This is a genomic window from Alcaligenes sp. SORT26 (assembly GCF_017377875.1).
GTDB classification, from domain to species: Bacteria; Pseudomonadota; Gammaproteobacteria; order Burkholderiales; family Burkholderiaceae_B; genus Alcaligenes; species Alcaligenes parafaecalis.
The window spans coordinates 1,266,513-1,280,212 of record NZ_CP070975.1; the positions used below are offsets into that span (position 1 = coordinate 1,266,513).

Here is a 13,700-nt window from a genome sequence, read left to right on the forward strand (position 1 = left end):
CTATAATCCTTTTTCTTTGCTGCTCACGCAGTAAAGATGTTGGAAGCTTTTGGCACAGCCATAAGCATACAACGATATGCCCAGGTGGCGGAATTGGTAGACGCGCATGGTTCAGGTCCATGTGCCTTCGGGTGTGGAGGTTCGAGTCCTCTTCTGGGCACCAAAATTCCGAAAGGCCGATCATTGAAAAATGATCGGCCTTTTTTATTTGGTGGGCCCACATATTGTTTATCCTCTCGCGTCAAAGAGATTAACGCTGGCTGTGACAGACAATTCGTCGCAATACGATTCCATTCTTTTTTGAACACAGCCACTTCCGCATAAAGAATCACCATCGAATGATCGGCTGCTTTCTTTACAGGCCTGTGAAAAAAGAATCGGAACGGCAGGAGCCACATCCAGCTATTTACCACAGCCTGACATCAAGCCAAACAGGCAAGCCCCCCCTACTCCGTGCAACAGCCATAAAAAAACCGACTGTGTTTCAACAATCGGTTTTCAGCTCCAAAACGTGTTGCGCTTAGCCGCCGCAGCCCCCGCAGCATGCACCATCTTCACCGTGTGCAGGTTTGGCGATTTGATAGCCTGCCCGCTCAACCGCAGCATGCAGATCTTCCAGAGAGACCTGGGTTTCATCAAAACGCACCGAGGCTTTGGCATTTTCAAACGAGGCATCGGCTGCCTGCACACCCTCAATCGCCGCCAAGGCGATGGCCACTTTATCAGCACATTCGGGGTGTTGAAGACCGGCCAGTTTCAGCATTCCAACTTGCATTTTTCGTCCCTTTAACATGAGGTGAGGCAGTTGATAAGATCGCCAACGCCCATAAAGATATATATTAAATACATCTTATTGATACGGCAAGCGATAGGAAGGGGCAAGCACACATCCGATGAGTGGCGGCCTTTACTTCATGCCCAGTTTTCGGCTTACAGCCAGCAAAGCCACAATACTGAGCACCGCAGACAGAATCAGGTAATAGCTAGGAGCTACAGGCGACCCTGTCCACGAAATCAGTCCGGTAGCAATGACCGGAGCAAACCCTCCAAACACCGTCACGCCAATGTTGTAGCTCAAGGACATGCCCGTTACCCGCGTGCGTACCGGGAACACATCGGCCATCAATCCCGCCAAGGGTGCAAAGTAAATCGACTTGAGCAATGCCATCAGGCCCACCACCAGAATCAGTGCCGTTTGGGTAGCCACCGCATTCAGCCACATGAAGGAGGGGAAAATCACAATGGCATACACCGTCGCAGCAAACAGCATGATCTTGATCCGGCTGTATCGGCCTGCCACGTAGCCCACCACGGGGGTTGCGAAGGTCAGGATCAAGCCGCCGGTCAGCGTCGCCAGAAAACCGGCTGACTGCGGGATATGCAAAGTCGTCGCGGCGTAGGACGGCATGTACTTGATAATGAAGTTCGAGGCCGTGGATACGATCAGCGTGCCCATAGCGATCAGCAGCAAGGTTTTTTGTGATGTCAGCACTTCGCGCAAAGGCTGGCTACCGGGCTCGCTTTCTTTGAAGTCGGGGGATTCGTCTACGGTTTTACGAATGTAGTATCCGACGGGCCCCAGCAACAGCCCAAAAATGAAGGGTGTACGCCAGCCCCAGTCCAGCATTTGCTGCTCGCTAAGATTGGAGGTCAGCACATAGCCAAACAAGGACGCCAGCACCACACCAAATCCTTGACTGGCGAACTGAAGACTGGCCACAAAGGTACGGGTGCTTTTCGGAGCGTGCTCCATCATGAAGGCAGTGGAACTACCGAATTCGCCCCCGGCTGAAAAACCCTGGATCAGACGAGCAATCAGAATCCCGATAGGTGCGATGACACCGACAGTGGCATAACTGGGCATGAAGGCAATCATCAGGGTGCCAATCAGCATCAGGATGATGGACAGCGACAAGGCTTTTTTACGGCCGTGGGTATCAGCGTAAGAGCCAATCACCGCCGCCCCGATAGGCCGAATCAAAAACGAGATACCAAAGGTGGCAAACGCCAGCACCAAAGAAACAGTGGGGTCGGTGGTGGGAAAGAACACATGGCTGATCGTCAACGCGAAATAGGCGTAAACGGAAAGATCGAACCATTCCAGGGTGTTGCCCACCAGAGATGCAGCAATCGGCTTCCAGAATGAGCGTGGCATGGCAGCGGCTGTTTGTGTATTTTCCATAATGTATCCTCCTTTTTTCCTGTTGTTGTGTGGGCAGCAAGCTGCCCTTTTTTACGTGTTGTGAGCCCGCTCACCCAATTCCCAGAAAATGCTGGTCATGATGTCCAGACCTTCCTGAATGACGGGTGTGAGCATGTGTTCGTCAGGGGCGTGTTGAGAGCAGCCGGGATAGGAGTGCGGCACCCAGAGAGTGGGCAGGCCCAGCACGTCGGCAAAAATATCGTTGGGCACCGTGCCCGCCAGATTCGGAATCAGGGCAATTTTTTGCGACGTCACCTTGCTGATGGCGTCTTTCACCACCGCAATCCAGGGGTTGCTTAAATCCAGTCGCGTGGCTGGGGTAATACGATCCATGCAGATGCGTACCTGCTCAAAGCCGTGTGCGTCCAGATGCTGACGCAGCGCAGTCTCCAGGCGCTCCCATTCGGTCCCCAATACAAAGCGCAGATTGCAAAAGGCTTTGGCGCGGGGCGGAATGGCATTCACCGGCTTTTGCGGATTGCCCGCCTCCAGCGCCAGCACCTCCAGCGTGTTCCAGCCAAACAGGCGCTCGCCATAACTCAGACCTGGCTCCCCCCAATGCTCATTCAAGGCTTGGCCCAAGGTGTGCTGCCCAATCTCCAGGTCGGCAATGGCTGCTTTGACATCGTCCGGAATCCCGCCTGGTGTCAGATCCGGGCACAATAGTTTTCCTTTGCCATCGATCAGACAGGCCAAGGCGTTGGCCAAGACGATGGCCGGATTCTCCATCACCCCGCCCCAATTGCCCGAATGCAGGCCGCTATCACGGGATACGACCCCCAAAGAGAACAGGGCCGTACCGCGTGAGCCCAGAAACACAGTGGGCTGACTGGCATTCAAGCGAGGGCCATCCGAGGCCAAAAACACATCTGCCGACAAGAGTTCAGCCTGCTCTTCACAGAACTCACGCAAACCCACCGAGCCACGTTCTTCACCCGTCTCAAAAATCGCTTTCAGGTTGAAACCCAGGCGTCCTTTCCGGGCCTGAATCACCTGCTCCAAGGCGACTAAATTGATACTGTGCTGGCCTTTGTTATCTGCCGTGCCACGGCCGTACCAGCGCTCGCCCTCAATCGTCAGCGCCCAGGGGGTCAGACCTTCCCGCCATTGCTGATCATGCCCTGGCACCACATCACCATGCCCGTAAGTCAGGACGGTTGGCAGATCGTCGGACTCGTGGCGATGCGCGACCAGAATGGGCCCTGCCCCTTTGGGGTTGTCCATAATGCGAACCGCAAAACCCAGCTTGCTCAGGCTGGGGCTCAGCTCCTGATCCAGATACTGAACAAGCTGATCGGCCTTCTCGGCAGTTTGGCTATCACTTTCAATGGCGACGCGTCGGCGCAGCTCGGCTTCAAAGCGCCCATCGGCCAGATAGGCACGCACATTGGCTAATGCTTCACTTTTTCCCATTCGTTTGTCGTTCTGTCATTGATATAGAAAGTGGGACTATAAAATCTGGCTTTCCTTCTGTATATTTCTATCTTTAGAATCTAATCAGCTAATTTTTAGAATCCTTAAAACGATACGAACCCATTCGTCCAACGCCAGGACGGGCATTTTTTTATGGACTACAAATATTTTCTGGCCGTTATGGAAACGGGCTCGCTGGCCGCGGCTAGTGCACGGCTGCACATTGCACCCAGCGCTATCAGCCGACAAATTGCCTTGTTGGAAGAGGCCGTGGGGGTCAGCCTGTTTGAACGCAGACGACGCGGCATGGTACTGACCGCTGCCGGGCAAGCCCTGGCCGATCACGCTTTACGAGTACGTTTGGAAGAAGAAGCCATCCTGCAGAGCCTGCGCACCCAGGACTATGCACAAGCCCATCTGATCCGGGTGGCTGCTACCGAAGGCTTGTCGCGCTACTTTTTACCCGGTGTAATGGCTGATTTTTCGGCCCGCATGCCACAGGCGCAATTTGCCTTGAGGGTTGGCTCGCCCAATGATTGCCTGGAGCAAGTCAAAAACGGCGATGTCGATCTTGCGGTGGTCTTTAGCACGGCGCCCGTACCCGATGTCGAGGTGAACCATAGCTGTCGATCCCCTCTTTTTGCCATCATGCGGCCTGATCACCCATTGGCTCGTTCACGCAGCCTGACGCTAGCCGAACTGCAAGCCTATCCCATCGTGGTGCCGGGTGAGGAGTCGACACAAAAGCAGCTTTTCAACCATGTCTGCCAGATGGAAAAACTGCGCTTCAACGAAGTCTTTAGCTGCAATTATTCGGGGGCGCTGCACGAATACGTGCGACAGACAGAAGCGATTGCTTTGGGGGCCTTGATCAGCCACCGCAGCAGTCAGGACAATGGTCTGAAAACCATCCCCGTGCATGACCAGCGTCTGGAGAGGGATATACAGGTGCTCAGCATGGCAAAGCGGGTGTTACCCGCCAGTGTGCAAGAGTTTATGCAGATGCTGATTTTTGAGCTGGAGCAGGATTAAGCGCGCCAGACGCGACCCTGTACCCGACCTGCCCTCACATCAGGTGCTTTAGCACCTGATGCTCCAGACCTGAAAAACAAAAAAGGCCGATCATTTTTCAATGATCGGCCTTTCGGAATTTTGGTGCCCAGAAGAGGACTCGAACCTCCACACCCGAAGGCACATGGACCTGAACCATGCGCGTCTACCAATTCCGCCACCTGGGCTCTGACTGCTTGACTTGTTTTTCAACTCGTCTCTGCAAGACAGAAGAGAACTATAGCATGATTTTCAAATAGTGCAAACTATTTCTACCGTTTTCATACCCGATAGAAATAAACGGGGCCCTTGCACTTCATGAGAATCGCTTTTATGCTTATTGCTATATCAAGAGTTGGGACATCCCATGCCAACCTGTGTACCCGCACAAGGTGGATTCAAGATATGGCCATCTGGCAACTAAAGGGATCGTAGTCATACAACCCGCTGCCAGCGGGTTTTTTTATGCTTGGCTTGCCAGGCAGCCAACGGGTCCTTTAATCCAAATTGCTCACCCGGAATCACTTCCAAGAGCTAAACAGGAGTGTTTTATGTCCGCAGCGTTTTTCTATCACCTGACCCTGGAACAACACAGCTATCGCATTGTTCTGCGCCCCGGTTGTTCCCGGCTGGCCGTAGTGTGTGAACGGCATGCCGATACGGTCGGTGATTACGAGCCACGTTGGCTGGGTTCCAGTTGCCGTGGCGGCTACTGGGCCCGCTTTGAACACGATATCGACAGCACCTTGCTGCTGAATATGGATGCCATTGCCCGGCTGATTGACGAACATCGTCTGGCACATCCCAGCACGGTTCTGGATACGGATTTACAGCCCGTCCTGAAAGTAGGCGGACGCTTGCGCGCCCAGCCCTACCCTCAGCAGCAAGCAGCTTAGTCCAGGCGGGGGGCGTCTTCGCCCTGATCACCTTGTCGCCAGTAGCTGCTGGCCCGGATGGCTCCTTTGTCCAGACCTCGTTCTTGCACCCAATATTCGCGCAAGCTTTGAGCAATCGAATATTCAGCCGCGACCCAAACGTAGCCTGTACCGCTTAATTCCGGTGCGGCACGCAGGGCATCAAGAACGCCATCCAGCCCCGCCAGAGAAGGAATCCAATTCACGGTGACGTGATCGGGTGCCTCCATCGTGCCCAGTGTCAGCAGATTGCGGGCCAGGACATAAACCTGCACCTTCACATTGGCGGGCAGTTCGTGCACACGTCGAGCCATGGCAGGAACAGCAGTTTCGTCACCAATCAGGATTTGCCAATCCAGATCTTTGCTGACCAGGAAGGAGCCGCGTGGACCAGCCACGCCCAGCCTGTCGCCCTCTTTAGCGTGCATGGCCCATTGGCATGCAGGGCCTTCGCCGTGGACCACAAAATCAATATCCATCTCATTGTCCTGTGCTCGGAATTCGCGCGGCGTGTAGTCGCGAATGGGGGGCTTTTCCTGACCAGCGGCAAAGACCATGCCACGCTCGCCCATTTGGGGCAGACGCAATTCCTTGGTGGCGGGATCAGGGAAAATCAATTTGACGTGGTCATCAAAACCGGGGGTGTGAAAACCGTCCAGATCCGAGCCTTCCAGGGTGATGCGCACCATATCAGGACCCAGTTCGCGTCGCTGCTTGACGGTCAGCAAGCGCAGTTTCAGGGTATGGGCCACTTTCTGAGTTAATTGTTCTGACTGCATGCTTAGGCCTCCTTAGGCAAATTGCGTATTTCGGCGATGGCTTTTTCCAGAATAGCCACCACCTCCGCCTGCCGTTCCAGGCTGGCGGTTGATTGTTCAAACATGGCCTGCTTCAGGCTATGACGTACCTGGACAAACTCCGGCAACCAGCCTGTTTGCTCTTGTGCGGCCTTCAAATCTTCATCGCTATTGTGTTCGGCCAACATCTGCCGGATCCACACCAGCTTGCGCCCGCGATAGGTCAGGGATTGCAGCAGGTAATCACATTTCTCGTGCTGCTCGTCCAGATAGGCCTGACCTTCTTTGGTCAGGCTGTACATCTTGCGTCGACCTTCTTCCTCAATCAGTACCCAGCCTTGAGTGGCGCAATAAGCCAGGGCCGGATACACCGCGCCCGCACTGGGCACATAGCTGTTCTGGCTGATCTGCGCAAAGCGGCGGATCAGCTGATAACCGTGAGTGCTGCCTTCTTTGAGCAGCGCCATCAGCATGAGCTGCATGGCGCGGGCAGAGTACTTTCGACCCTGGCCCATATCCAGCAACATGCGCTCGACATCCATTGTGTTGAATTTCATGATCACACTCTTATGCTATATCACACGACACATTCTAATGATAATGAGAACGCCAATCAACTAGAAATTAAAATAAATTCTACGCCTGGATAATTGCTTGCATTTTTAGTTGAATTAACCCTATAATTACAGGCTTGAGACGAGCAACAGCTTGAATCAAAGCCCAGGTGGCGGAATTGGTAGACGCGCATGGTTCAGGTCCATGTGCCTTCGGGTGTGGAGGTTCGAGTCCTCTTCTGGGCACCAAAAATTCCTCAAAAAACCGATCATCGCAAGATGGTCGGTTTTTTGCATTTCAGCCCAGAAAGTCAGGTGCTTGAGCACCTGACGTGGGGACGAGAAAGGTCGGGCATGCAAGCCCGACCGGGGTCGCGCCTGTGTGACCGAGTCCTCTTCTGGGCACCAAAATTCCGAAAGGCCGATCATTGAAAAATGATCGGCCTTTTTTGTTTTGTGTCTTGAAAACAAAGTGAAAAAACCGAAACAGTATTCAATCTGCTTCGGTTTTTTAGTGGTTCAAGTGATTGGGCTACTGCCCTATCCGCCGCAACGCTCTTTAGCGTCTCAATCTAATGCGCGGTGGCGGCGTTGCCAGAACGGCTGCGCCTGATAGCGTTGCTCCATGCTGTACAAGGCATGTTGTGCATTCAAATGGCGCACCAAACCCAGCAAGTAATCTTTCTCATAGCTGCGGGCAGGTTCCGGATTACCTTGTGTCAACGCGATTGCAGCTTGTGCAGCTTGCGATCCACTCCACAATGCCGTTGCCAGACCATTCGCCGCCAAGGGGTCCATTGCCGCGCCTGCATCACCAGCACGCAGGATACGGCCTTCCACAAAGTAAGACACGGTGCAGCTAGCGGCCGCGCTGACTCTCGGTGTGTGATCCGCCATCTGACTATCCAGGCCCAGGCTTTCCATGCGCACTCGTGCGGCATCGGCACAAGCCAGCAAACCAGCCCATACCGAGCCATCGCGGCTCAAGCCATCCGGCAAAAGATCCGAATCCGAGAACAAGGCCACCATCAGGCGGTGACCGGGCATGGGCGACAGATACCACCAGCCCAATTCCACCGCCTCGACCAAGGAGGCCGCCAGGGGCTCGGCCCCTTCAGGTAAGTCAAACACTTGCCACGCAGCAACCAGCCTATCCAGACGGCGACGCTCGGCAGCGGCTCCGGCCGACAAGGCGGCACGGCCGCTACAGTCGATCAATGCGCTGGCTTCCAGACTCGTGCCATCTGCCAATACGGCTTTCACCCCCTCAGGCAGATGCTCCAGACTCTGCACTCGGGTCTGACGAATACTGACTTTCTTTTCTTTTTGTACGCGCTCCAGCAAGACTTGTTCCAGCCGCGCCTTGTCCAGCAAATAACCCTGCCCATCTTCATCCTGTATGGTGCGCAATCCTGCGCCACCCCATACCGAAAAACGCCCTTGCGAACGCAAGGCCACCGTCTCGTCCAGACAGCTTGCCCAACCCAGGCTGGTCAAGACCTGAGCCCCGCGCTCGGACAAGGTTTCGCCAAAAGCAGGCTGGGGCTCTTGCGGAGCCACCAGCGTTACGTCCTGACCTTGCATACTCAGGCGACGCGCCGCCGCTAAACCCGCCACACCGGCGCCAACAACAATAATCATGCCTTCATCCTCAGGTTCCCGTCTGCTTTGTCAGCGGGACAATGTCCATGGAACCGCGTTGTACTTCCACATACAGCTCGGGCGGAACTCCCGCCAGCCCGACTGGCCCCGGACGTTTTACCACGACTCCCATACGAGTCCAAAGCTCGATCATGCGACGCAGGCCATCGGTATACCCCGCTTCCACGTGCAAGCCTATCCCGGAAGCACCCCGCGCCCAGGGCACACGGCTGTGATAGAAGCGCAGACGTTCTTCCACGCTCAAATCTTTGTCCATCAATTGCTTGTAAAACGCTTCGGGCAGAACATCGACTGGCAAAAGAGCTGGCCACCAGATAGGCGTAGGGAAACTGTCTGCTGTTTGTACGGCCTGGCAACTAAAGGCATCCCCTTGCCACGGCACACCCATCCAGCGCGTCAGATCACCCGGTGCTTGGGGACCGATAGGAGCGCCCTTCTCATCCTTGTCAGTGATCTTGGGATTACCTGCAAACACATTGACTGGATTAAGTTGATAACCCATGTCCTGCACCAGATTCTTGCGTGGCGACAAGGCCAGACGGAACGGCAAGCGGGTTTGATCCTTGCCCTGGAACAGTTCAGGGTGGCGAATCGGCCAGGTAATTTCCACACCAGGGTGGAAGGCCCCTCCCGAGCATGCATCCAGGGCAGCACGGGTCAGCGCTTCAGGTTGCAGCTCCAGCGGGATTTTCTCCAGCGAGGTATAGGCATCCATCTTCGCGTCGTGGAAATCGTTGTCGAACTTGCCTTGTGCCCACAGACTCAGAATGTTGTATTGCGTCTTGGTCAGTGTCAGCCAGGAGTGGGGGCTATCGGGATAGTTCACACCATCGCCCAACATCAAGGGCAAGGCATGAGCGCGGATATCTTCACCGCCGGGACGCCGGAAAGCCTCAAATACACGCTGTCGTTGCGCGCGCGCCTGCTCGCCCGGCTCGGCCAAGGCCGCTAAAGTGTCCGGGTCCGACAAGTCACCGACTTTCTGCCAGGCGGCACCCAGGAAGGTGGCGCTGGCTACCCATTGCATCTGACCACTGCGGCGCAAGATAGGCAGCACATCGCGCCGGAAGGAGACCTTTTCGCCGGGTTCGGACAGTTGGCCCAAGGAAATCATGGCTTCACGCGCCGCATCGTAGAGCGTCACAATGGGCTCCATTTGCGGGGCAAACTTGGGTCCGCAAGACACCACCCAGGCCGGTTCGCACTCCACGGTTTCGCCATCGATCTGCACGGTGGCTTTAACCCAGCCATCACACCAATCGTCATGCCAGCCATCATTATTGGTGAAGTCCCGCACCGGATTTTGCTCAATTGCCGTGCGCGATACGCCGTCCGCCGGGAACACCAGCAGGCGCCCTGCTTCATCCGTGCGCAAGTGCCCCAACGGCACATCCAGGCTTTGCCAGAAACGGCCTTGCATGCGATAGGCCGTATTGGCCCCATCGGCATTGATGGACTTGCCTTCAATATTGACCGGACCGGGATCAATCACCAGCATGTCGCGGCGTTTGTCACCGGCAATAAACGGATTGCGTTGGGCACCCGGCACACCGGGAGCCGCATCGCCCCGATCCATGGCATTCACAAAGCCGTACCAAGCGGCTTTGGTATTGGCGACGTGCACCGTCCACTTGGGATTGAAGCTGGCATCCAGCTCACGCACAACCCGACCTTGATCGTCGTAAGCATATAAACGAAAGCGCTGCGCCTGCTTCTTGATGCGACCTTGAGCATCCTTGAAGCCATGTTCAGGCTCGTCCATCAGACCAGGAACCTCAGGGGCAGGAAACCATTCACTGGAATTGCCAACCCGAGCAAAGCCAATGGCCGGGAAAATGGCCACCCGCGCAATTTTGGCTCCTTTGGGCGCCAGCTCCTGCGCCTGCAAAGGCGAGATGGCAGATTTAAACCAGATGGGTGAACTCAGGCTGGCCGCAGCGGCGCTGAACAGAAAATCGCGACGTTTCATAATGGTCCCCTTCGATCATCGCTATAGAGTCGACGTATCGGTGCGCGTAAACGTAATGGCTAAAAACAGAATCAAGAAGAGCCGGAGGCGTCTGAACAGACCGTCCCTGAACCGGCTTCTCTGCTTTTCGCCACTATGACAGCAGAGGAAAAGTCGCAGTAATTTTTTTTAATAATTGTTGAAAATCTGAGACATATTTTTACAGAATGCGAGGGAGCGAAAACAGCATCACCCAGCTTCCCAAGACCAGGTAGGGGCCAAAATGAATCGCCTGCCCCGCTTCCAGTCGTCCACTGAGCCTTAACAGCAAGGCCGCCAACAAACCCAGGACAGACGCCGATAACACCATTCCCGGCAAAGCCGTCGCCCCCAGCCAGGCTCCCAGAGCGGCCAATAATTTGAAGTCACCATGCCCCATGCCTGCACGCCCGGTCAGCAACAAAAACACATAATTCAATAGCCACAAACTGCCATACCCCAATGCTGCCCCCAGCACCGCCAGGGGCAAGCTGGTAAAGGTGTGATCCAGATTGACCAGCAAGCCCAGCCATAACAAAGGCAAGGTCAGGCGATCTGGCAAATAGCCTGTTTCCGCATCAATCCAGGCCAGCAAGGCCGTTCCTGCAATAAATACACAGGCCGCTACCGTCGCCGGAGTCAAATGCCAGCGCCACCCTGCCCAGAGCATCAAGACCAGGGCCAAGCCCTGGCAGACTCCACCCCATTGGCGATGGGCACGCAGCGGCCGGGCCTGCAGTTCAGGCTCCAATTCAATGGGCAGACTCCAGGACCAGTGCCGGGCAGGCCAGAAAAAACAGACCGCCAGGACCAGAGCAAGCCCCATTCCCGCCCAGGCATTGCCCCACGACGTCCACATCATATTGATCCTTCACCAGGTTAATGAAAGCGCGCTTCTCAGCCACGCTGCCCAAATCCTAGCAGAGCCCCAGGTGGTTTTGATGACGTAAGCATTTTTTGCTCCAGGGGTATCGAAGTGGATAGTGGCATTTTTTTGTTACCCGAATCACAGACACAGCCTCACAAGGCTAGGCATAATGCGCTTCACCCCTTTGTTTCGCTTACGGATGAATAAGGAAGCGCTATGAACCATCTTTTGCCACACCCTGCGCGTACTCCCCGCCTACGTCATTTGACGGGCGCGTTGCTCTTGCTCTGGACGGGCTCGGCAGCCAGTACAGCCTGGGCCCAGCAGATCGAGTCCATCACCTTATCCAGCGCCGGGATGGCCGAGATCGAGCGACAAATCCCCATCAGTGATGCGGGCACCGCGCAACTGCGCGTACCTCTCATTCAGGTGGATGACATTCTGAAAACCCTGATGGCTGTCGATGGCAAAAACCGCATCGAATCGCTGACTTTGTCGGGACTGGCCCCGCTGAAAGAAAGCTTTGACAGCCTGCCCTTCTCAGCCAACGACCTCCGCTCGCCCGCTACCCTGGCTCAAGCTTTGCGTGGTCAACAAGTCAGCGCCAGCTCGCAAGGCCGTCTGGTGCGTGGTGCCGTCCTGGGTGTGCAAGCCAATGCGGCCACCAACGAACGTCCCGCCCAAGCCATCTTGAGCGTGCTGACTGAACAAGGCCAGATCCAAACGCTGGAACTGGGACCCGACACCAGCCTGGAAATTCTGGACAAGACCTTGCAGCAGCAATTGCAGCAGGCCACTGAAGTGCTGGCCGGTCAAAGCAATCAGCAATCGCGTGATATTCAATTGGTCTTGAACAAGACCGATACCAAGACTGCCCGACTGTCCTACCTGATTCCTGCACCAGTCTGGAAAAGCTCCTATCGACTGATGATGCAGGACGGCAAGGCCCGCCTGCAGGCCTGGGCCATTTTTGAAAATACCAGCGGTGAAGACTGGAAAGACGTGAAGGTCACGCTCAGTTCCGGCTCACCAGTCATGCTGCGTCAACGTCTGCTGGAGCGCTACTGGAATGAGCGCCCTGAACTGCCTGTTGCCGTCGGCAGTTCCATCGCCCCACAAGCCGACACCCAGGCTACCCTAAGCGCCAATCAAGCCCGCCGAGCAGCGGGTGAAGCCATGCGCGCCCGCATGGCCCCGGTGGCCGCCCCCGCCCCCATGATGGAAGCGGCCTATATGGCAGACAGCGCCATGTCCAAACAATGGGCCTCCGGTGGCGCCGGTGCCAGCACCCAAGCTCAGGAAGGTTTAACCCAGGTTCGCTTTAACCTGCCTCAAACCTTGAGTGTGCCTACCGGCCAGACCGTCTCGGTCCCCTTTATCGATACCTCCTTGCAAGCCGAAGCCCTGTCGGTCTACCGCAGTGGTCAGGCAGGTGATCATCCTACGGCGGCCATCTGGGTCAACAATGAACAGGCCAACAGCCTGCCACCCGGCATCATTACCGTTTTCAACCAGCAAGATGGTCATGTAGGCGATGCAGAACTGGCTGGTCTGCCCGCTGGTGAACAGCGCCTGATCTACTTTGCCCAGGACAGCAAAGTCCAGATCCGTGAGGAGCAAACGGATGAATATCGTCTGAGCAAAACCCGCGTGACCGATGGCGTGGCCCGCTCCGAATGGACGCGTCTGCAAAACTACCGTTTCGAGATCAAAGCCCCGACCGATGAAGATCGCACCGTCCTGATCCAACTGCCTCGCCAGGATGGCTGGACCTTCAAGTCCGATGCCCATGACAGCGATACGGCCCAGGAACACCGTCTGAAGGTCAAAGTTGCCAAGGGCAAGACCGTTACCGTCACCGCCCAGTTGAGCCTGCAAGACCAGATGGAATTGCGCCTGGAGGAAATCGACGAAAACACCCTTCTGCAATGGCGTGGTAACGGCCAGGACAGCGCGCAACAAGCCAAGATGGACAAGCTGATTGAACTGCGTCGCCAACTGAGCCAAGCCCAGCAGGCGCAGAACCAGGCCGTCGAAAACCTGAACGAGACAGTGTCCGAGCAGGAACGCATCCGAGCCAACCTGGCTGCTGTCAGCGCCCAAAGTACCTTGGGTCAACGATTCAGCGAACAACTGGCTCAGCAGGAAGACCAGATTGCCAGCCAGCGCAAAGCCGTTCAGGAACAGCGCGATGCCGTACAAAAAGCCCGTCAGACTTTTGAGAAAGGCTTGGCTGAACTGGGCTAAGTCGC

Annotated in this window: 11 protein-coding genes, 3 tRNA genes and 1 riboswitch; of the genes, 5 read left to right on the forward strand and 9 right to left on the reverse strand. The window is 55.7% G+C overall.

The window, feature by feature from the left end:
• Positions 1-78: 78 nt before the first annotated feature.
• A tRNA-Leu gene (locus JYG33_RS05905) sits at positions 79-163 on the forward strand.
• Between the two features lie 357 nt (positions 164-520).
• On the opposite strand, the gene JYG33_RS05910 is transcribed toward JYG33_RS05905, so the two are convergent.
• From JYG33_RS05910 to JYG33_RS05920, 3 genes are all read right to left on the reverse strand, one after another.
• Positions 521-775, reverse strand: a complete 255-nt coding sequence (locus JYG33_RS05910; RefSeq protein ID WP_026483445.1) for a heavy-metal-associated domain-containing protein — start codon at positions 773-775, stop codon at positions 521-523.
• Positions 776-907: 132 nt separating this feature from the next.
• On the reverse strand, positions 908-2,182 hold the full coding sequence (locus tag JYG33_RS05915) for an MFS transporter (RefSeq protein WP_207875084.1): 1,275 nt from the start codon (positions 2,180-2,182) through the stop codon (positions 908-910).
• 51 nt (positions 2,183-2,233) lie between these two features.
• On the reverse strand, positions 2,234-3,616 hold the full coding sequence (locus tag JYG33_RS05920) for a M20 family metallopeptidase (RefSeq protein WP_207875085.1): 1,383 nt from the start codon (positions 3,614-3,616) through the stop codon (positions 2,234-2,236).
• A 153-nt stretch (positions 3,617-3,769) separates the two neighbouring features.
• Between JYG33_RS05920 and JYG33_RS05925 the strand changes: the two genes are divergently transcribed.
• On the forward strand, positions 3,770-4,648 hold the full coding sequence (locus tag JYG33_RS05925; RefSeq protein WP_207875086.1) for a LysR family transcriptional regulator: 879 nt from the start codon (positions 3,770-3,772) through the stop codon (positions 4,646-4,648).
• Between the two features lie 121 nt (positions 4,649-4,769).
• On the opposite strand, the gene JYG33_RS05930 is transcribed toward JYG33_RS05925, so the two are convergent.
• A tRNA-Leu gene (locus JYG33_RS05930) sits at positions 4,770-4,854 on the reverse strand.
• 152 nt (positions 4,855-5,006) lie between these two features.
• Positions 5,007-5,100: riboswitch (SAM-I-IV-variant riboswitch) on the forward strand.
• Between the two features lie 117 nt (positions 5,101-5,217).
• On the opposite strand from JYG33_RS05930, the gene JYG33_RS05935 reads away from it, so the two are divergent.
• Entirely contained in the window at positions 5,218-5,562 is a 345-nt protein-coding gene (locus tag JYG33_RS05935) for a hypothetical protein (protein ID WP_207875087.1), read from the forward strand.
• On the opposite strand, the gene JYG33_RS05940 is transcribed toward JYG33_RS05935, so the two are convergent.
• Together JYG33_RS05940 and JYG33_RS05945 are read right to left on the reverse strand one after the other, a co-directional pair.
• Positions 5,559-6,359 carry a siderophore-interacting protein gene (locus tag JYG33_RS05940; protein WP_207875088.1) on the reverse strand — a complete coding sequence of 267 codons (801 nt, stop codon included), beginning with the start codon at positions 6,357-6,359 and terminating at the stop codon, positions 5,559-5,561. The genes JYG33_RS05935 and JYG33_RS05940 overlap by 4 nt on opposite strands.
• 2 nt (positions 6,360-6,361) lie before the next feature.
• Positions 6,362-6,934 carry a PadR family transcriptional regulator gene (locus JYG33_RS05945; RefSeq protein WP_207875089.1) on the reverse strand — a complete coding sequence of 191 codons (573 nt, stop codon included), beginning with the start codon at positions 6,932-6,934 and terminating at the stop codon, positions 6,362-6,364.
• 161 nt (positions 6,935-7,095) lie between these two features.
• Between JYG33_RS05945 and JYG33_RS05950 the strand changes: the two genes are divergently transcribed.
• Positions 7,096-7,180: transfer RNA gene (locus tag JYG33_RS05950), tRNA-Leu, on the forward strand.
• 318 nt (positions 7,181-7,498) lie between these two features.
• Here the strand turns inward: JYG33_RS05950 and JYG33_RS05955 are convergent.
• The 3 genes from JYG33_RS05955 to JYG33_RS05965 all read right to left on the reverse strand — a co-directional run bounded on the left by JYG33_RS05955 (position 7,499) and on the right by JYG33_RS05965 (position 11,439).
• A complete protein-coding gene (locus tag JYG33_RS05955; RefSeq protein WP_207875090.1) occupies positions 7,499-8,572 on the reverse strand; it encodes an FAD-dependent oxidoreductase in 1,074 nt (357 codons plus the stop codon).
• A 10-nt stretch (positions 8,573-8,582) separates the two neighbouring features.
• Complete coding sequence (goxA, locus tag JYG33_RS05960; RefSeq protein WP_207875091.1) at positions 8,583-10,562, reverse strand: CTQ-dependent glycine oxidase GoxA; 1,980 nt, start codon at positions 10,560-10,562, stop codon at positions 8,583-8,585.
• Between the two features lie 199 nt (positions 10,563-10,761).
• Complete coding sequence (locus tag JYG33_RS05965; protein WP_207875751.1) at positions 10,762-11,439, reverse strand: A24 family peptidase; 678 nt, start codon at positions 11,437-11,439, stop codon at positions 10,762-10,764.
• Positions 11,440-11,664: 225 nt separating this feature from the next.
• Between JYG33_RS05965 and JYG33_RS05970 the strand changes: the two genes are divergently transcribed.
• Positions 11,665-13,695 (forward strand): DUF4139 domain-containing protein, encoded by a 2,031-nt coding sequence (locus tag JYG33_RS05970; RefSeq protein WP_207875092.1) that lies wholly within the window; start codon positions 11,665-11,667, stop codon positions 13,693-13,695.
• The last annotated feature ends 5 nt before the right edge of the window (positions 13,696-13,700 follow it).